The following is a 17,512-nucleotide window of genomic DNA, read 5'->3' on the forward strand; positions in this document are numbered from 1 at the left end:
ATCATTCTCTCCCATCGGCCCCGGCGCGCGGACTTGCCCGGGTGGGATCCGTCTGTCATCCTTTTTACTGAACGATCGGTCGGGAAACAAGCGCTCTTCGCTCCCGGCCGGGATCGCCCCGTCGACGAAGACCCGGAGGACCAGCATGTCGGACGCCTACCTGATCGACGGAGCGCGCACGCCGGTCGGCCGCTACGGCGGTGCGCTCGCCGGTGTCCGCCCCGACGATCTGGCCGCGCTCGTCGTCCGCGAGGCGGTGCACCGCGCGGGCGTCGGCGACGAGGCGATCGACGAGGTGCTCCTCGGCGCGGCGAATCAGGCGGGAGAGGACAACCGCAACGTGGCGCGCATGGCGGTGCTGCTCGCGGGCTTGCCGGACTCGGTCCCCGCGATGACCGTCAACCGTCTGTGCGCATCGGGCATGTCCGCGGTCGCGCTCGCCGCGCAGGCGATCCGCGCGGGCGATGCCGACGTGATGGTCGCCGGCGGCGTCGAGTCGATGACCAGGGCCCCCTGGGTGCAGGCGAAGCCGGAGCGGGCATGGGCGAAGCCGGGCGAGGCGTTCGACACCTCGATCGGCTGGCGATTCGCCAACCCGCGTCTGGTCGCGCGCGACAAGGCCACCTTCTCGATGCCCGAGACCGCCGAGGAGGTGGCGCGACGGGACGGCATCACCCGCGAGGACGCGGACGCTTTCGCGCTGCGCAGCCACGAGCGCGCGATCGCCGCGATCGATGCCGGGCGCCTGGCCCCGGAGATCGTGGCCGTGCCCGCACCGCGGGGAGCGGTCGTCGACACCGACGAGGGGCCGCGCCGTGACACCAGCCTGGAGGCGCTCGCGGGACTGCGCCCGGTCGTCGCCGGCGGCAGCGTGGTCACGGCGGGCAACTCCTCGTCGCTCAACGACGGAGCCTCGGCCCTGGTGGTCGCCGGATCCGCCGCGATCGAAAGGCACGGTCTCACGCCGCGCGCCCGTATCGTGGCGTCGGCGTCGGCCGCGCTCGCCCCGGAGATCATGGGCCTCGGGCCGGTGCCGGCGACCGAGAAGGCGCTCGCGAAGGCCGGGCTGACCGCGGCGGACCTCGGCGCGGTCGAGCTGAACGAGGCGTTCGCGTCTCAGTCGCTCGCCTCGATGCGCCGCCTCGGCCTCGACCCCGAGATCGTGAACGCGGACGGCGGCGCGATCGCCCTCGGCCACCCCCTCGGCTCCAGCGGCAGCCGTCTCCTCCTCACCCTGCTCGGCCGGATGGAGCGGGAAGGCGCCCGGTACGGTCTCGCGACCATGTGCGTGGGCGTCGGCCAGGGCACCGCGATGATCCTGGAGCGGGTGCGGTGACGGGCGTCGAGCGCCGGCTGCGCATCGAGCGCACCGCCGAGCGGGTCACGGCGACGCTCGACCGCCCCGAGACGCGCAACGCGATCGACCAGGCGATGATCGACGAGCTGCACGCCCTGTGCGCGGAGCTCGAGGCGGATCCGCGGATCCTGATCCTGATCGGCGCCGACGGCGTCTTCGCGTCGGGGGCCGATATCGCCCAATTGCGCGATCGCCGTGCGCAGGACGCCCGGGCAGGCATCAACACGACGGCATTCCGGCGCATCAGGGATCTTCCGATGCCGGTGATCGCCGCGGTCGACGGCTATGCGCTCGGCGGCGGCGCCGAGCTCGCGTACGCGGCCGACATCCGCATCGGCACGCCGGGGGTGCGCATCGGCAACCCGGAGACCGGACTCGGCATCATCGCCGCGGCCGGTGCGACGTGGCGTCTCCCGCAGATCGTCGGCGAGGCGCGAGCGGCGGAGCTGCTGTTCACCGGACGCGCGCTGACCGGGGCCGAAGCGCTGCAGTGGGGGCTGCTGTCGTCGCTGCACGAGTCCGAGGATCTGCTGGCCGCGGCGCACGCGATCGCCGATCGCATCGCCGCCAACGACCCGCTCGCCACCCGGTACACCAAGACTGCGCTCCGTGCGGCGCCGGACGCGCATCCCGCGATCGAGCTGGAGCTGCAGGCCGAGCTGTTCGAGAGCCCCGAGAAGCATCGGCGGATGACCGCCTTCCTGGAACGGAGGAGCCGCCGATGAGCGGACAGGATCCGGAACCCCTGAGCGAGACCTCGACGCCGGCGCGCGTGGGCGTGCTCGGCGGCGGGCGGATGGGCGCGGGCATCGCGCACGCGTTCCTGCTCGCCGGCTCACAGGTCGTCGTCGTCGAGCGCGATGAGGCGAGCGCCGCGGCCGCGGGCGAGCGGATCCGCGCCAGTCTGCAGCGCTCCGTGGACCGCGGCAGCACCACGCGGGCCATCGCGGCGCTCGAGAACGCGCTGGAGACGGGCGTCGACGCGGGCTCGTTCGCCGATGCCGAGCTCGTGATCGAGGCGGTTCCGGAGGACCGCGCGCTCAAGTCCGAGAGCCTGCGCCGGATCGAGGCGGCGGTGAGCCGCACGGCCGCGATCGCCTCCAACACGTCGTCCATCTCGATCGACGACCTCGCCGCGGCGCTGCAGCACCCGGAGCGCTTCCTCGGACTGCACTTCTTCAACCCCGTGCCCGCCTCGTCGCTCATCGAGATCGTCGTCGGCGGATCCACGAACCAGGAGCTCGTCGACGACGCCCGGGGCTGGACCGAGGCCCTCGGCAAGACGCCCGTCGTCGTGGCGGACGCACCCGGCTTCGCGTCCAGCCGGCTGGGCGTGGCCCTCGCGCTCGAGGCGATCCGCATGCTCGAGGAGGGCGTCGCGACGGCGGCGGACATCGACGCCGCCATGGAGCTGGGCTACCGGCATCCCGCCGGCCCGCTGCGCACGACCGACATCGTCGGACTCGACGTGCGCCTCGGCATCGCGGAGGAGCTGCACGCCGCGCTCGGCGAGAGGTTCGCGCCGCCGCAGCTGTTGCGCGACCTGGTCGCCGACGGACACCTGGGCCGCAAGACCGGCCGCGGATTCTACGAATGGAGCGAGTGAGATGACCGATCTGCTGCCGAGCTACCTGCAGGGCGCCTGGTGGACGTCCCCTCGCGGAACCACTGACGAGGACGGCACCCGGACGGGAGGAACCGTGGTCCGCGACGCGTCCACCGGCGAGGAGATCGTCCGGATCGACGCCACGGGGATCGACCTGGCGGGCGCGGTGGAGTACGCGCGCACCGTGGGGCAGCGGAGCCTCGGCGCGCTCACCTTCCACCAGCGCGCACTGCTGCTCAAGCAGATGGCCGTCGTGCTCACCGAGCACAAGGAGGAGCTCTACGAGCTGTCCAAGCGCAGCGGATCCACCGTCCGTGACTCCTATGCCGACGTCGACGGCGGCATCGGCGTGCTGTTCACCTACTCCTCGAAGGGGCGTCGCGAGCTCCCGAACGCCACCGTGCTCCTGGACGGCCCCGTCGAGCCGCTGTCGAAGGACGGATCCTTCCTCGGCCGGCACGTGTACACGCGCCTGCCCGGCGTGGCCGTGCAGATCAACGCCTTCAACTTCCCGATGTGGGGCGCTCTGGAGAAGTTCGCCCCCGCGTTCCTCGCGGGCGTGCCGTCGATCGTGAAGCCCGCGACGCCGACCACGTACGTCGCCGAGGCCTGGGTGCGGATCCTGGTCGACTCGGGACTGCTGCCGGACGGGTCGCTGCAGCTCGTGAGCGGATCCCTCCCCGGGATCTTCGACCTGCTCCGCCTCGGCGACCTGGTCGCGTTCACCGGCAGCGCGTCGACCGCCGCGGGCCTGCGCGCCCAGGCCGCCGACGGGGTGCGCTTCACGAGCGAGACCGACTCGATCAACGCCTCCGTGCTCGGCCCCGATGCGGTGCCCGGCACTCCTGAGTTCGACGCCTACGTGAAGCAGCTCATGATCGAGCTGACCACGAAGGCAGGACAGAAGTGCACCGCGATCCGGCGCGCGATCGTGCCGGCGCCGCTGGTGGCTCCGCTCGTCGACGCGCTGCGGGCGAAGATCGCCGAGCGCGTGGTCATCGGCGATCCGCACGTCGCCGAGGTCACCATGGGCCCGCTCGTCTCGACCGCGCAGCGCGACGAGGTGCTGCGCCAGGTCGACGCCCTCCGTGCCGCCGGCGGCGAGCTGCTCCTGGGATCGACCGACGCACCCGAGGTCCTGCGCGCCGACGGCACCACCGGGCCCGCCCCGGAAGGGGCGTTCGTCGCGCCGATGCTCGTCGGGTTCGCCGACACCTCGGCGCCGGCGGTGCACGAGGTCGAGGCGTTCGGCCCGGTCTCGAGCGTGCTCGGGTACTCGACGGTCGCCGAGGCCGCGGAGCTCGTCGGCCGCGGCGGCGGGTCCCTCGTCACGAGCGTGGCCACGAACGACCCGCAGGTCGCGACCGAGCTGCTGGCGGGCATCGCCGCGTACAACGGCCGGGTTCTCTTCCTCAACCGCGACGACGCGCGCACCTCGACGGGCCACGGTTCGCCGGTCCCGCACCTGGTGCACGGCGGTCCCGGCCGCGCCGGGGGCGGAGAGGAGCTCGGCGGGATCCGCGCCGTCCGGCACTTCATGCAGCGCACGGCGATCCAGGGGACGCCGGAGATCCTCACCGCCATCACAGGCGTGTGGCACACCGGCGCGGGCACCGACCGCGCCGTGCATCCGTTCCGCAAGTCCCTGGCCGAGCTGCGGCTGGGCGACCAGGTGGAGTCCGGGCTGCGTCCGCTGTCGCTGGAGGACATCGAGGCGTTCGCGCACTCCACGGGCGACACCTTCTATGCGCACATGGATGAGCAGGCCGCCGAGGCCAACCCGTTCTTCGGCGGACGGGTCGCCCACGGCTATCTGCTGGTGTCGTGGGCTGCGGGCCTGTTCGTCTCGCCCGAGCCCGGACCCGTGCTCGCGAACTACGGACTGGAGAATCTGCGGTTCGTCACCCCGGTGAAGCCCGGCGACGCGATCCGGGTCACGCTCACCGCCAAGCAGATCACCCCGAGGGAGACCGACGGCTACGGCGAGGTGCGCTGGGACGCGGTGATCCACAACCAGCGCGACGAGGTCGTCGCGACCTACGATGTGCTGACGCTCGTGGAGAAGGAACTCACCCCCGCGGCCTGAGGTCGTCGAGCGAGGCCGGCGCAGCTGACCCGGGACGGGGTCAGCGGAGGTCGTAGAGACGCTTGTACTTGCCCTCGCTGCGGGGGAGGGCGCCGGGCTCCTCGACCTGCACGTCCACCGAGGTGCCGATCGACGTCTTGATCCGCAGCTTCAGCACTTCGGCGGCCGCGACCGCGCTCGCCGCGTCGATCTCGGGATGCCGTTCGATGCGCACCTTCAGAGCGTCGAGGTGCCCCTGCCGGGTCAGTTCCAGGACGAAGTGCGGGGTCAGCGTCTCGATCCCGAGTGCGATCTCCTCGATCTGCGTCGGGAAGAGGTTCACGCCGCGGAGGATGATCATGTCGTCGTCACGCCCCGTGATCTTCTCCATCCGCCGCATCGCGGGATAGGCGGATCCGGGCAGCAGCCGAGTCAGATCTCGGGTGCGGTAGCGGATCACCGGGAAGGCCTGCTTCGTCAGCGAGGTGAAGACGAGCTCGCCGGGTTCGCCGTCGGGCACCGGCTCGCCGGTGGCGGGATCGATGATCTCGGGCAGGAAGTGGTCCTCCCAGATGTGCGGGCCGTCCTTCGTGGCGGCCGCCTCCATCGCGACGCCGGGCCCCATGACCTCGCTGAGGCCGTAGATGTCGACCGCGTCGATGTTCAGCCGCTGCTCGATCTGATGGCGCATCTCGTTCGTCCAGGGCTCGGCCCCGAGGATGCCCACCTTGAGCGACGTGGAGCGCGGATCGATCCCGGCCTCCTCCATCGCGTCCGCGATCGTGAGCAGATACGTCGGCGTGCACATGATCGCGTCGGGTTCGAAGTCGTGGATGAGCTGCACCTGTTTGGCGGTCTGACCGCCCGACATCGGGATCACCGTCGCGCCGAGGCGCTCGATTCCCGCGTGCGCGCCCAGGCCGCCGGTGAACAGGCCGTAACCGTAGGCGTTGTGCACCTTCCAGCCAGGCTGCACGCCGGCCGCGCTCAGCGACCGCGCGATCAGGTCGGCCCAGTTGTCCAGGTCGGCCTGCGTGTAGCCGACCACGGTCGGGCGCCCCGTCGTGCCCGAGGAGGCATGGATCCGCCGCACGTCGGACATCGGCACGGCGAACATGCCGAACGGGTAGTACTCGCGCAGATCGCTCTTGGTGGTGAACGGGAGCCGCGCGAGGTCGGCGAGCGAGCGGACGTCGTCGGGATGCACGCCGACGCGCTCGAACGCGAGCCGGTAGAACGGCACGTTCTCGTAGGCGTGGCGCACCGACCACTGCAGCCGCTCGAGCTGCAGGGCGCGCAGCCGCTCGGGGTCCAGGTGCACGGCCTCGGCGTTCGACGTCGGCTCCGCCGCGATGTCGGTCATGCGCTCTCCTCCGGGAAGGGACGGTTGGTGGTGATCGAGCGGCCGCGGAACTCGGCGACCACGTCGCCGGTCTCGTCGGTCACGGTGATGTCGTAGAGCCCGGTGCGGCCGTTGCGCGCACGGCGGGCGCCCGTGGCGGTCAGCTCCTGGCCGGCGTGCGTGGACTTGAGGAACGTGATGTCGGCGCCGGCCGCGACCGTCACCTGCTCGTCCTCGTTGCAGACGATCGCGAACGCGGTGTCGGCGAGCGCGAACACGAGCCCGCCGTGCGTGATGTCGAAGCCGTTCAGCATGTCGTCGCGCACGACCATCGAGACGACGGCGCGACCGGGCTCGTCCACGACGACGCGCATGCCGAGCGCGTGGGATGCGCGATCGCGCCGCATCATCGGGCGCAGCTGCGCGACAGGCTCGGTCATCGGCTCTCCTTCGAACGATGCGTGCGGATCCGGACGGGCGGGATCCGGTTCGAGAAGGGCTGTTCTTCTGCGAACGATACGAGTGTGCCATAATTACTGTACGAACGGTAGGTAATTCACGATGCGTGGATGACCGCAGACGGATGAGCACAGGGAGTCGACGATGACTGTTCCACCGGTGACGACGGCCGAGGACCTCGGCGCACAGGCGCTGTTCGACGAGCTCGTGGCGAACGAGCAGCGGATCGAGCCGCGCGACTGGATGCCCGAGGCGTACCGCAGGACCCTGATCCGCCAGATCTCCCAGCATGCGCACTCCGAGATCATCGGCATGCAGCCCGAGGGCAACTGGATCACGCGCGCCCCGAGCCTCAAGCGCAAGGCGATCCTCATGGCGAAGGTGCAGGACGAGGCCGGGCACGGGCTCTACCTCTACTCCGCCGCCCAGACCCTCGGGATCACGCGCGACGAGATGATGCAGCAGCTGATCGACGGCAAGGCGAAGTACTCCTCGATCTTCAACTATCCGACCCCGACCTGGGCGGACATGGGCGCGATCGGCTGGCTGGTCGACGGCGCCGCGATCTGCAACCAGGTGCCGCTGTGCCGGGCCTCGTACGGACCGTACGGACGCGCCATGGTGCGGATCTGCAAGGAGGAGTCGTTCCACCAGCGGCAGGGGTTCGAGATCCTGCTCACCCTCATGCAGGGATCCGAGGAGCAGCGGGCGATGGCGCAGGACGCGGTGAACCGCTGGTACTGGCCCGCGCTGGCGATGTTCGGTCCGCCGGACGACCAGTCGCCGAACTCGGCGCAGTCGATGCAGTGGAAGATCAAGCGCTTCTCGAACGACGATCTGCGCCAGCGCTTCGTCGGCATGCTCGTGCCGCAGGCGGAGATCCTCGGCGTGACGCTGCCGGATCCCGAGCTCCGCTACGACGCGGAGACCGGGCGGTACGCGATGGGCGAGATCGACTGGGACGAGTTCTTCGAGGTGGTGCGCGGCAACGGCCCGTGCAACGCCGAGCGGCTGCAGCGCCGCCGCGACGCGCACGAAGAGGGCGCCTGGGTGCGCGAGGCCGCGGCGGAGTACGCCCGCAAGCAGGCCCTGCGGCAGGAGGTGGCGGCATGACGACCCCCGGCGCATCCCCGGAGGAGACCTGGCCCCTCTACGAGGTGTTCGTGCGCGCGAACCGCGGGCTCAGCCACGTGCATGTCGGATCCCTGCACGCCCCCGACGCCGACATGGCGCTGCGCAACGCGCGCGACCTGTACACCCGGCGCAACGAGGGCACGTCGGTCTGGGTCGTTCCTGCCGACGCGATCACCACGAGCGACCCGGACGACAAGGGCGCGTTCTTCGAGAGCCCCGCCGGCAAGAACTACCGCCACGCCGTGTACTACACGGCATCCGAGGGGGTGCCGCACCTGTGAGCGCCGAATCCCGGGACACGACGCAGGAGATCCTGCCGCCGGAACCGTCCCCAGCGGCCGATGCGACCGGATCTCCTGCGTCATGGTCTGACCCGCACGGTGACGTCACGGTCGACGAGCTCTCGCTCAGCGCCGAGCTCGCCGGGTCGGGGGAGCGCGCGGCCTCGGCCGACATCGCAGAGTACGCGCTGTGGCTCGGCGACGACGCCCTGATCCTGTCGCAGCAGCTCGGCGCGTGGATCACGTACGCGCCCGAGCTGGAGGAGGACGTGGCGCTGGGCAACATCGCCCTGGACCTGCTCGGGCACGCCCGCTCGTTCCTGCGCTACGCCGGGTCCTGGGACGGGCGCAGTGAGGACGACCTCGCCTACTTCCGCGACGAGCCGGACTTCCGCAGCTGCTGGCTCGTGGAGCAGCCCAACGGCGACTTCGCGCAGACGATCGCCCGGCAGCTCCTCGCGAGCACCTACCTGCTCGAGCTGTACTCCGCCCTGCGCGCCAGCACGGATCCGACGTTCGCCGCGATCGCCGAGAAGGCGGTCAAGGAGGTCGACTACCACCGCGACCACGCCGTGCAGTGGACGCTGCGCCTGGCCGGGGGCACCGAAGAGTCGCGACGCCGGATCGTCCGCGCGTTCGCCGACGTGTGGCCCTACGCCGCCGAGCTCTTCCGCGACGAGCCGCTCATCGACCGCCTGGACGGCGCGGCGGTGCGGCCCTCGTCCCTGCGGCCGGGCTTCGATGCGGTCATCGCGGCCGTGTTCGCCGAGGCGGAGCTCGAGATCCCCTCGGGATCGGTCTCGGCGGGCGGGGGGCGTCACGGATCCCACGCCAGCGGGCTCGGGCACCTGCTGTCCGAGATGCAGGTGCTCGCCCGCCGCCACCCGGGGGCGACGTGGTGACCGGGCTGCGCGAGCGCGCCTGGGAGGCCGCCGCCGCGGTGAAGGATCCGGAGGTGCCGGTGCTGACCATCGAGGACCTCGGGGTGCTGCGCGACGTCACCGTCGAGGGCGACCGGATCCGGGTCGACATCACGCCGACCTACAGCGGATGCCCGGCCATGGACGCGATCCGCGACGATGTCGAGCTGGCCCTCACCCACGCCGGCTTCGGCGACGTCGAGGTGCGCCTCGTGCTCTCGCCGGCCTGGACCACGGACTGGATGAGCGACGAGGGCAAGCGCAAGCTCACCGAATACGGCATCGCGCCGCCCACCGGGGGCGCCGCCCACCGGCAGGGCCCGGTGCGCATCGCGCTCGGCGTGCGCTGCCCGCGCTGCGGCTCGCTGGACACCCGCGAGATCTCCCGCTTCGGCTCCACGTCGTGCAAGGCGCTCTACGAGTGCCGCGCCTGCCTCGAGCCCTTCGACCGCTTCAAGGCGATCTGATGGCGCTCTGGCATCCGGCCGCCCCCGCCTCGCCGGTCCGCGCCGCGGAGGCCGACGCCGAGCGCATCGCGGGCGCCCTGCTCCGCAGCGTCGTCGGAGGAGCCTCGGGCGGCGGCTCCCCGGCGACGTCGCCGCGGCGGCGCGCGCGCTTCCACACGCTCACCGTGCAGGAGGTGCGCCCGCTCACCGCCGACGCGATCGAGGTCACCTTCGCGGTTCCGGAGGAGCTCGCGGGGGAGTTCGGCTACCTCGCCGGGCAGCACGTCGCCCTGCGCGCCGAGCTCGACGGGCACGAGGTGCGGCGCTCCTACTCGCTGTGCCGCCCGCCCGCGCGCGGGTCGGTCAGCGTCGCGATCAAGCGCGACCACGGCGGACGCTTCTCGACCTGGGCGCAGAGCGAGCTGCACGAGGGCGACCGGATCGACGTGATGAGCCCGCAGGGCACGTTCACCTCGGCGCTGGACGCCCTGGACGAGGCGCATGTCGTCGGCATCGCGGCCGGATCCGGGATCACGCCGCTCATGGCGCTCGCGGCGACCGTGCTGGCGCGGTCGGAGAGCAGCAGGTTCACCCTCGTCTACACGAACCGCCGCGCGACCGACGTCATGTTCCTGGACGATCTCGCCGATCTCAAGGACCGCTATCCCACGCGCTTCGCGGTGCACCATGTGCTCACCCGCGAGCAGCGCTCCGCACCCCTGCTGTCGGGGCGGATCGACGAAGCGCGCCTGCGCGGCATCCTGGATGCGCTTGTGCTCCCCGCGACGGTGGACGAGTGGTTCCTGTGCGGGCCGTTCGACCTGGTGCAGCTGTGCCGCGACACCCTCGCCGACATCGGCGTGGAGCCCGCGCACGTGCGCTACGAGCTGTTCACGACGGGGGAGCCCGGGCAGGAGCGGCCCGAGGCCGGTCGTCCCGTCGAGGTGCGCGAGGACGAGCCGGTGCGCACGATCGAGTTCACGCTCGACGGCCAGTCGGGCTCGGTGGACACTCCGGTGTCCGCGAACGAGTCCATCCTGAACGCGGCGCTGCGCGTGCGGCCGGACGTGCCCTTCGCCTGCGCGGGCGGCGTGTGCGGCACCTGTCGTGCGCGCCTCGTCGACGGCTCCGTCACGATGACCGAGAACTACGCGCTGGAGCAGGAAGAGCTCGACCGCGGCTACGTGCTCACCTGCCAGTCCCACCCCACGACGGACCGCGTCGTCGTCGACTACGACGTCTGAGCCGCCGAACCGAACGGAGCAGCCCGTGATCGACCTCGACATCGTCCGCACGCCGTCCGGCGCCGGCATCGCGCACGTCGTGCTGGACAACCCCTCGAAGCTCAACGCACTGGACGAGCAGGCCGTCCGCGACCTCGGCGACGCCTACGCCGAGGCGGAGCGCGCCGGGGTGCGCGCGCTCGTGCTGCGCGGCGAGGGCCGGGCGTTCTGCGCCGGACGCGACATCTCGGGCGTGGATCCGCGCGACGACGACGTGATGGGCTACCTCGACGGCCTGGTGACGCCCGTGCTGCAGCGGATGGCGGCGTTCCCCGCGCCCACGTTCGCCGCCGCGCAGGGCGCGTGCCTCGGTGTCGGCCTCGGGCTGCTCATCGCCACCGACGTGGTGTACGTCGCCGACTCCGCGAAGATCGGATCCCCGTTCGCCGCGCTCGGCGCGACGCTGGACTCGGGCGGGCACGCCCTGTTCGTGGAGCGGCTCGGCGCGCACCGCACCCTCGATCTGATCTACAGCGGGCGCCTGATGACCGGCACCGAGGCCGTCGCCGCGGGACTGTTCTCGCAGGCCCTGCCGGCGGAGGACGTGCTCGCCGCGACGCTCGCCGCCGCCGCGCACGCCGCCGACGGCGCCACGGCGGCCTTCGTCGCGAGCAAGCGTCTCGTCGCGGCCCTGCGGGACCAGCGCCTGGGCCTCTGGGAGTCGATGAGCCAGGAGAACGCGGCACAGGCCGCCCTCTGCGACACCGAGGACTACCGCGAGGGCTTCGCCGCCTTCCAGGAGAAGCGCTCGCCGCGGTTCGCCGGGCGCTGAGCCGGCCCGGACTACGCTGGACGATGCTGCCCGGCCCCGGACGGCGGACGGGAGCGGATGTGGGAGACGGCGTCGTGGAGCGCATGCGAGGACCGCGGGCCGTCGCCTCCTTCATCGGGATCGGCCTCGCCGCGGGACTCCTCTCGGGTCTGTTCGGCGTGGGCGGCGGCACCGTGATCGTGCCGCTGCTGGTGCTCCTGCTGGGATTCGACCAGCGCCTCGGCGCCGGCACCTCGCTCGCGGCGATCGTGCCCACCGCCGCGGTCGGCGTGATCTCCTACGCCGTGCACGACGCGGTGGCCTGGATCCCCGCGATCATCCTCGCGGCCGGATCCGTCGTCGGGGCGCAGATCGGCACCCGGCTGCTGCCCCGGATCTCGCAGACCGCGCTGCGCTGGGGATTCGTCGGCTTCCTCGCGGTCGTGGTGGTGAGCCTCTTCCTCGTCATCCCGTCGCGCGGCGCCGTGCTGGAGCTGACCTGGGTGAGCGGCCCGCTGCTGCTCGTCCTCGGACTGTTCACGGGCGTGCTCGCGGGCCTCATCGGCGTCGGCGGCGGCATCGTGGTCGTCCCCGCACTCATGCTCGCGTTCGGCACGAGCGATCTCGTCGCGAAGGGGACGTCCTTGCTCATGATGATCCCCACGGCGATCTCGGGCACGATCGGCAACCTGCGCCATCACAACGTCGACCTGCTCGCGGCGGCCCTCGTGGGCGTGGCCGCGTGCACCACGACCGCGCTCGGCGCCTGGCTCGCCACCCTCATCGACCCGTTCTGGGGCAACGTGCTGTTCGCGGTCTACCTCGTCTTCATCGCCGTGCAGATGGCGCTCAAGGCGATCCGGGGTCGCCGGACCCGCACCGCCTGAGCGCCTGCTCGGCGGCGCCGGGATCCCGGTCGATAGGATCGAGGGGTGCCCGTGAATCCTGAACTGGTCGGCCGGGAGTTCCCGCCGACGGCCCCCTACCTCGTCGGCCGCGAGAAGGTGCGCGAGTTCGCGCGCGCCGTGTTCGCCGACGCCCCCCAGCACACCGACGTGGCGGCCGCCCAGGCGCTCGGGTTCTCCGACGTCGTCGCCCCGCCCACGTTCGCGATGGTCGTCCAGGACCTCACCCTGCAGCAGCTGCTCGGGCTGGAGGACTCCGGGATCGTGCTGTCGCGCACCATCCATGCCGAGCAGCGCTTCGCCTACACGCGTCCGATCGTCGCCGGCGACGAGCTGACCGCGCAGCTGACCGTCACCGGGATCCGGGCCATGGGCCCTGCAGCCATGATCACGAGCGACGCCGAGATCCGTGACGCGTCCGGCGCGCACGTGGTCACCGCGACGAGCGTCCTGCTCGTGAGCGACGCGCCCGCCGAAGACGCAGAGGAGGCCGGCGCGTGAACGTCGGAGACATCATCGCCGAGCGCACCGTGCATCTCACGCGCGAGTCGCTCGTGCGCTACGCCGGGGCATCCGGCGACTTCAACCCGATCCACTACCGCGACGACGTCGCCGCCGAGGTCGGCCTGCCGGGCGTTCTCGCCCACGGGATGCTGACGATGGGGGTGGCCTCGTCGGTCGCGATCGCGGCGCTTCCCGGCACCGCGCGCGTGCTCGACTACGGCGTGCGCTTCGCCCGTCCGGTGGTCGTCGACCCGCAGGCGGGCGCCGACGTCGCGATCACGGCCAAGGTCGGAGCCGTCGACGAGACCGCGGTGCGCATCGACCTCGTCGTCACGCACGCCGACACCACCGTGCTCGTGAAGGCCCAGCTCCGCATCGCGGCGGACTCGCTCTGACATGACGCAGATCGAGCCGATCCGCCTCGCCGAGCTGACCACGCTGCAGACCGGCGCGGCCCCTGCGCGGATGGTCGAGGCCATGACCGCGGACGACCTCGTCGCCGCCCTGCGCGACGTGTGGGCGAGCGGGGACGAGTGGTTCGTGCTCGGCGGCGGATCCAACCTGTTCGCGGGCGACGCGCCCTTCGACGGCACCGTCGTGCGCATCCGCACGAACGGGATCGAGGAGCTGCCGTCGCCGCATCCGGGACGGATCCGTCTGCGCGCGCAGGCCGGTCATGACTGGGATGCGCTCGTCGCGTACGCCGTCGAGCGCGGGTACGCCGGCATCGAGGCGATGTCGGGCATCCCTGGCACGGTCGGCGCCGCTCCGGTGCAGAACGTGGGCGCCTACGGGCAGGAGATCCAGGAGACCCTCGTCGAGGTGGAACTCCTCGACGAGCACTCCGGCGAGGTCGTCACGACGCCTGCGGCAGACCTCGGGCTCGGCTTCCGCACCTCCGTGCTGAAGCACCACTACGGATCCGTCGCCGAGCGCCGGGCCGTGATCCTCTCCGTCACCCTCGACCTCGCGGTCACGGGTGACGCCGGACGGGTTGTGCGCGGCGAGCAGCTGCGCCGGGCGCTCGGACTCACGAACGACGACCCCGTGCCGCTCGCCTGGGTGCGCGAGCGCATCCTCTCCACCCGGGCCGCGAAGGGGATGCTCTTCGACCCCGCGGATCCGGACACGCACGGGGCCGGATCCTTCTTCCAGAACGCGATCGTGCCGGAGTCCGTGGCGCGGACTCTGCCGCCCGAGTGCCCGCGCTGGCCCGTCACGCCCGATCTCGACACGATCACCGTGATCCCGCTCGACGCGTACTACGGCCTCGTGCCCAAGCCCGAGGCACCGCCGAGCGACGTGAAGGTGAGCGCAGCATGGCTCATCGAGCACGCCGGGATCCGCAAGGGCTTCAGGCTGCCGCGCTCACGCGCCGGCGTGTCCACCAAGCACGCCCTCGCCCTCACGAACCGCGGAGGGGCGACGGCGGGAGAGATCGCCGAGCTCGCCCGCTTCATCCAGAGCCGGGTGCATTCCGAGTTCGGCCTGCTGCTGCAGCCCGAGCCCGTCCTCGTCGACGTCGAGCTGTAAGCGGAGCCGGGGATGCTCGGCTGAGGTCGGATCCGCGGCGTACGCTCGCAGGATGACCGGACTCGTGCCCTACCTCCTGTTCCCCGGAACCGCGGCCGATGCGCTGCCGTTCTACCAGACGATCTTCGGCGGCGAGGCGGTGCTGCACACCTACGCCGAGTTCGGGCGCGCCGACGGACCCGGCGACGCCATCGCGCACGGCATGCTCACCGGCGGGCCGGTCGCGCTGGCCGCCGCCGATGCGGCGCCGGACGAGGATGCGGTGCACATGAACGGGATGTTCTTCTCGCTGCTGGGCACCGCGGATCCGGAGACGCTCACGCGCTGGTTCGCGCAGCTCGGCGACGGCGGCCGCGTGATCGACCCGCTGCAGGAGCGCCCTTGGGGTGCCCACGACGGCACGCTCGTGGACCGCTTCGGTGTGCGCTGGCTCATCGGCTACGAGGGCTGAGTGCTCCCCGTCTCTCCGTCTATTTCTGCCGAACCGTGGGATTCAGGCCCTGAAAGCCACGGTTCGGCAGAAATAGACGGAAGCAGGCGACGGTCAGGAGGCGAAGAGGCGCTGCAGGCGCTGCACGCCCTCGAGGAGCTGGTCGTCGCCGAGCGCGTACGACATGCGGATGTAGCCCGACGGGCCGAAGGCCTCGCCCGGCACCACGGCTACCTCGGCCTGGTCGAGGATGAGGTCGGCGAGCTCGAGGGAGGTCGTCGGCGTCACACCGCCCCAGGTGCGCCCGAGCAGGCCCTGCACGTCGGGGTAGACGTAGAAGGCGCCGGTCGGGTTCGGCACCACGAGGCCTTCGATCTTCGACAGCTCCGAGACGATGAGCCGACGGCGGCGGTCGAACGCCTCGCGCATCTGCTCGGCCTCGGTCTGCGGGCCGTTCAGGGCGGCGATCGCGGCGCGCTGCGCGACGTTGTTCACGTTGCTCGTGAGGTGTGACTGCAGGTTGCCCGCGATCTTGATCGCATCCGCCGGGCCGACCATCCAGCCCACCCGCCAGCCGGTCATCGCGTAGGTCTTCGCGACGCCGTTGACCAGGATGGTCTGGCCGGCGACCTCGGGCAGCGCCTCGACGACGGAGGTCGCCTTCACACCCTCGTAGGTGAGGTTCTGGTAGATCTCGTCCGAGACGATCCAGATTCCGTGCTCGAGGGCCCAGGCCGCGATGGCCTTCGTCTCCTCCGCGGAGTACACGGATCCGGTCGGGTTGGACGGAGACACGAACACCAGCACGGTGGTGCGCTCGGTGCGGGCCGCCTCGAGCTGGTCGACCGTGACCTTGTAGTCCTGGTCGGCGCCGGCGAAGACCTCGACCGGGACGCCGTCGGCGAGGCGGATGGCCTCGGGATAGGTGGTCCAGTACGGGGCGGGCAGCAGCACCTCGTCGCCCGGGTTCACGACGGCCTGGAATGCCTGGTAGACCGACTGCTTGCCGCCGTTGGTGACGATCACCTGCGACGGGGACACCTCGAGGCCGGAGTCGCGCAGCGTCTTCGCGGCGATCGCCTCGCGCAGCTCCGGAAGCCCGGCGGCCGGCGTGTAGCGGTAGTTCGCCGGGTTCGCCAGGGCCTCGGCCGCCGCGTCCACGATGAACTGCGGCGTGGCGAAGTCGGGCTCGCCGGCGGCGTACGAGACGACGGGCTTGCCCTCAGCCTTGAGGGCCTTGGCCTTGGCATCCACCTTCAGCGTGGCGGACTCGGCGATGGCGGAGAGTTTGCGGGAGAGAGGCGCGCGTTCGGTCACGCTCCCAGCGTACTCGGGAGGCACTCGCGTGATATGGCCATGACGTACAAGAAAGGGCGCTCTTTGTCCGACAAGGCGAACGGCGCCGCTCCGCCGTCGAGCGGGCTGCACGGCGCCCGGGTCAGAGCCGCGCGGCGCTCAGGTCAGGAACGACGGCGGGACCGCGCAGTAGTCGGCCAAGCGTCGCGCGGGGGCATTCGGATCCGTCACGTCGACGAGCGCCGTCGCGGCCGTGTGGGGCACCTCGTCGCCCTCGATCACCCACACGGAGTAGTGCCAGAGGCCGCGTGCCCGCTCGGCGAGGAGGTTCGCCGAGCCGGGGACGATCAGCACCGCGTCGGCGCCGGCGGCGCGGAACGGCGCCACCACCTCGGTGCGCAGCTGCTCCGCGCCCTCGCCCGGCGCGGTGGTGACCCGCGCGTCGACGCCGCGACCGGCGAGCGCCTCGCGCAGGCTCGCGGCCGCCGCCGCGGAGCGCGCCCCGTCGGGGCTCGCCACCGCCACGAGGCGGGCGCCCCGGGGGTAGTCGCGGAGGAACTCGTCCGCGATGCCGTCGAACAGGGTGCGCCGCGCGGAGGGATCGGTCATGGGTCCAGGGTAGGCGCGTACGAGCGGTCGCGGGCCGGATCCGGCCGGCGGGCGCTCAGCGCTCGACGAGCACGCCGTCCTCATCGGCGTACAGCCGGGCGCCCGGCCGGAACTCGACGTCGCCGAAGCGCAGCACCGCGTCGATCTCGCCGGAGCCCGTCTTCGCGCTCTTGCGGGGGTTGGTGCCCAGGGCCTTGACGCCCAGGGGGAGCCGGCCGATCGCGGCGCTGTCGCGGATCGCCCCGTGGATGAGGACACCCGCCCAGCCGTGCTCGACGGCGCTCTCGGCGATCATGTCGCCCATGAGCGCCGTGCCGAGGGAGCCGGATCCGTCGACCACGAGGACGGCGCCGTCGCCGTCGGTCGCCAGCAGCTCCTTCACGAGCTGGTTGTCCTGGAAGCAGCGCACCGTGCGGATCGGCCCGTCGAACGCGAGGCGTCCGCCGAAGTCCCGCAGCGGAAGGGCCAGGGACTGCAGCGCGTCGCCGTGCTCGTCGTAGAGGTCTGCGGTGGAGGTCATGGTGGGGATCCTTTCACGGCCCTCGCGATCGTTGAGCGAGGACGTCGCCTTCGGCGTCCTCGCTCAACGAC

Annotated in this window: 20 protein-coding genes; 15 read left to right on the forward strand and 5 right to left on the reverse strand. The window is 71.8% G+C overall.

Annotation, left to right across the window (positions count from 1 at the left end; genetic code table 11):
* The first annotated feature begins 145 nt into the window (after window positions 1-145).
* From RL72_RS10165 to paaZ, 4 genes are read left to right on the forward strand one after another with little or no spacing between them, the layout of a single operon-like run.
* Window positions 146-1,336 (forward strand): thiolase family protein, encoded by a 1,191-nt coding sequence (locus RL72_RS10165; protein WP_045250727.1) that lies wholly within the window; start codon window positions 146-148, stop codon window positions 1,334-1,336.
* Window positions 1,333-2,082 (forward strand): enoyl-CoA hydratase/isomerase family protein, encoded by a 750-nt coding sequence (locus RL72_RS10170; protein ID WP_045250728.1) that lies wholly within the window; start codon window positions 1,333-1,335, stop codon window positions 2,080-2,082. The genes RL72_RS10165 and RL72_RS10170 overlap by 4 nt, the downstream gene beginning before the upstream one ends.
* Entirely contained in the window at window positions 2,079-2,963 is an 885-nt protein-coding gene (locus tag RL72_RS10175) for a 3-hydroxyacyl-CoA dehydrogenase family protein (RefSeq protein WP_045250729.1), read from the forward strand. Before RL72_RS10170 ends, RL72_RS10175 begins: the two co-directional genes overlap by 4 nt.
* Window position 2,964: 1 nt before the next feature.
* On the forward strand, window positions 2,965-5,049 hold the full coding sequence (paaZ, locus tag RL72_RS10180; protein ID WP_045250730.1) for a phenylacetic acid degradation bifunctional protein PaaZ: 2,085 nt from the start codon (window positions 2,965-2,967) through the stop codon (window positions 5,047-5,049).
* Window positions 5,050-5,089: 40 nt separating this feature from the next.
* Here the strand turns inward: paaZ and paaK are convergent, their stop codons facing one another.
* On the reverse strand, window positions 5,090-6,391 hold the full coding sequence (gene paaK, locus RL72_RS10185; protein ID WP_045250731.1) for a phenylacetate--CoA ligase PaaK: 1,302 nt from the start codon (window positions 6,389-6,391) through the stop codon (window positions 5,090-5,092).
* Entirely contained in the window at window positions 6,388-6,810 is a 423-nt protein-coding gene (paaI, locus tag RL72_RS10190) for a hydroxyphenylacetyl-CoA thioesterase PaaI (RefSeq protein WP_045250732.1), read from the reverse strand. Before paaI ends, paaK begins: the two co-directional genes overlap by 4 nt.
* Before the next feature lie 163 nt (window positions 6,811-6,973).
* Between paaI and paaA the strand changes: the two genes are divergently transcribed.
* From paaA to RL72_RS10245, 11 genes are all read left to right on the forward strand, one after another.
* Window positions 6,974-7,942: a 1,2-phenylacetyl-CoA epoxidase subunit PaaA gene (paaA, locus tag RL72_RS10195; protein ID WP_045250733.1), complete on the forward strand. Its 969-nt coding sequence runs from the start codon at window positions 6,974-6,976 to the stop codon at window positions 7,940-7,942.
* Window positions 7,939-8,244, forward strand: coding sequence for a 1,2-phenylacetyl-CoA epoxidase subunit PaaB (gene paaB, locus RL72_RS10200; RefSeq protein WP_045250734.1), 306 nt, complete (start codon window positions 7,939-7,941; stop codon window positions 8,242-8,244). The genes paaA and paaB overlap by 4 nt, the downstream gene beginning before the upstream one ends.
* Before the next feature lie 32 nt (window positions 8,245-8,276).
* Window positions 8,277-9,146, forward strand: a complete 870-nt coding sequence (paaC, locus tag RL72_RS10205) for a 1,2-phenylacetyl-CoA epoxidase subunit PaaC (protein ID WP_045250794.1) — start codon at window positions 8,277-8,279, stop codon at window positions 9,144-9,146.
* Window positions 9,143-9,631, forward strand: coding sequence for a 1,2-phenylacetyl-CoA epoxidase subunit PaaD (gene paaD, locus RL72_RS10210; protein WP_428838624.1), 489 nt, complete (start codon window positions 9,143-9,145; stop codon window positions 9,629-9,631). The genes paaC and paaD overlap by 4 nt, the downstream gene beginning before the upstream one ends.
* The gene (gene paaE, locus RL72_RS10215) at window positions 9,631-10,854 is read left to right on the forward strand and encodes a 1,2-phenylacetyl-CoA epoxidase subunit PaaE (RefSeq protein ID WP_082072316.1); all 1,224 of its coding nucleotides are present in this window, start codon (window positions 9,631-9,633) and stop codon (window positions 10,852-10,854) included. Before paaD ends, paaE begins: the two co-directional genes overlap by 1 nt.
* Window positions 10,855-10,879: 25 nt before the next feature.
* Window positions 10,880-11,665, forward strand: coding sequence for an enoyl-CoA hydratase/isomerase family protein (locus tag RL72_RS10220; protein ID WP_045250736.1), 786 nt, complete (start codon window positions 10,880-10,882; stop codon window positions 11,663-11,665).
* Window positions 11,666-11,748: 83 nt separating this feature from the next.
* Window positions 11,749-12,531: a sulfite exporter TauE/SafE family protein gene (locus RL72_RS10225; protein ID WP_045250796.1), complete on the forward strand. Its 783-nt coding sequence runs from the start codon at window positions 11,749-11,751 to the stop codon at window positions 12,529-12,531.
* Window positions 12,532-12,576: 45 nt separating this feature from the next.
* Entirely contained in the window at window positions 12,577-13,050 is a 474-nt protein-coding gene (locus tag RL72_RS10230; protein ID WP_045250737.1) for an FAS1-like dehydratase domain-containing protein, read from the forward strand.
* Window positions 13,047-13,448 carry a MaoC/PaaZ C-terminal domain-containing protein gene (locus tag RL72_RS10235; protein WP_045250738.1) on the forward strand — a complete coding sequence of 134 codons (402 nt, stop codon included), beginning with the start codon at window positions 13,047-13,049 and terminating at the stop codon, window positions 13,446-13,448. Before RL72_RS10230 ends, RL72_RS10235 begins: the two co-directional genes overlap by 4 nt.
* 1 nt (window position 13,449) lies before the next feature.
* Complete coding sequence (locus RL72_RS10240) at window positions 13,450-14,586, forward strand: UDP-N-acetylmuramate dehydrogenase (protein WP_045250739.1); 1,137 nt, start codon at window positions 13,450-13,452, stop codon at window positions 14,584-14,586.
* Between the two features lie 52 nt (window positions 14,587-14,638).
* A complete protein-coding gene (locus tag RL72_RS10245) occupies window positions 14,639-15,037 on the forward strand; it encodes a VOC family protein (protein WP_045250740.1) in 399 nt (132 codons plus the stop codon).
* 93 nt (window positions 15,038-15,130) lie between these two features.
* Here RL72_RS10245 and RL72_RS10250 read toward each other — a convergent pair whose 3' ends face one another.
* The 3 genes from RL72_RS10250 to rraA all read right to left on the reverse strand — a co-directional run bounded on the left by RL72_RS10250 (window position 15,131) and on the right by rraA (window position 17,441).
* A complete protein-coding gene (locus tag RL72_RS10250; RefSeq protein ID WP_091481395.1) occupies window positions 15,131-16,333 on the reverse strand; it encodes a pyridoxal phosphate-dependent aminotransferase in 1,203 nt (400 codons plus the stop codon).
* A gap of 138 nt (window positions 16,334-16,471) precedes the next feature.
* On the reverse strand, window positions 16,472-16,921 hold the full coding sequence (locus tag RL72_RS10255) for a hypothetical protein (protein WP_045250742.1): 450 nt from the start codon (window positions 16,919-16,921) through the stop codon (window positions 16,472-16,474).
* Window positions 16,922-16,976: 55 nt separating this feature from the next.
* Window positions 16,977-17,441, reverse strand: coding sequence for a ribonuclease E activity regulator RraA (rraA, locus tag RL72_RS10260; RefSeq protein WP_045250743.1), 465 nt, complete (start codon window positions 17,439-17,441; stop codon window positions 16,977-16,979).
* Between the last annotated feature and the right edge of the window lie 71 nt (window positions 17,442-17,512).

Source organism: Microbacterium azadirachtae, from assembly GCF_000956545.1.
In the GTDB taxonomy this organism is placed as follows: Bacteria; Actinomycetota; Actinomycetes; order Actinomycetales; family Microbacteriaceae; genus Microbacterium; species Microbacterium azadirachtae.

Excerpts from the sequence above, each read along its gene's own strand:
- paaI (WP_045250732.1), bottom strand. The coding sequence starts at position 6,810 with ATGACCGAGCCTGTCGCGCAGCTGCGCCCGATGATGCGGCGCGATCGC.
- paaK (WP_045250731.1), bottom strand. The coding sequence starts at position 6,391 with ATGACCGACATCGCGGCGGAGCCGACGTCGAACGCCGAGGCCGTGCAC.
- RL72_RS10165 (WP_045250727.1), top strand. The coding sequence starts at position 146 with ATGTCGGACGCCTACCTGATCGACGGAGCGCGCACGCCGGTCGGCCGC.
- paaE (WP_082072316.1), top strand. The coding sequence starts at position 9,631 with ATGGCGCTCTGGCATCCGGCCGCCCCCGCCTCGCCGGTCCGCGCCGCG.
- paaA (WP_045250733.1), top strand. The coding sequence starts at position 6,974 with ATGACTGTTCCACCGGTGACGACGGCCGAGGACCTCGGCGCACAGGCG.
- RL72_RS10245 (WP_045250740.1), top strand. The coding sequence starts at position 14,639 with ATGACCGGACTCGTGCCCTACCTCCTGTTCCCCGGAACCGCGGCCGAT.
- RL72_RS10175 (WP_045250729.1), top strand. The coding sequence starts at position 2,079 with ATGAGCGGACAGGATCCGGAACCCCTGAGCGAGACCTCGACGCCGGCG.
- paaB (WP_045250734.1), top strand. The coding sequence starts at position 7,939 with ATGACGACCCCCGGCGCATCCCCGGAGGAGACCTGGCCCCTCTACGAG.
- RL72_RS10255 (WP_045250742.1), bottom strand. The coding sequence starts at position 16,921 with ATGACCGATCCCTCCGCGCGGCGCACCCTGTTCGACGGCATCGCGGAC.
- rraA (WP_045250743.1), bottom strand. The coding sequence starts at position 17,441 with ATGACCTCCACCGCAGACCTCTACGACGAGCACGGCGACGCGCTGCAG.
- paaZ (WP_045250730.1), top strand. The coding sequence starts at position 2,965 with ATGACCGATCTGCTGCCGAGCTACCTGCAGGGCGCCTGGTGGACGTCC.
- RL72_RS10225 (WP_045250796.1), top strand. The coding sequence starts at position 11,749 with ATGCGAGGACCGCGGGCCGTCGCCTCCTTCATCGGGATCGGCCTCGCC.
- RL72_RS10240 (WP_045250739.1), top strand. The coding sequence starts at position 13,450 with ATGACGCAGATCGAGCCGATCCGCCTCGCCGAGCTGACCACGCTGCAG.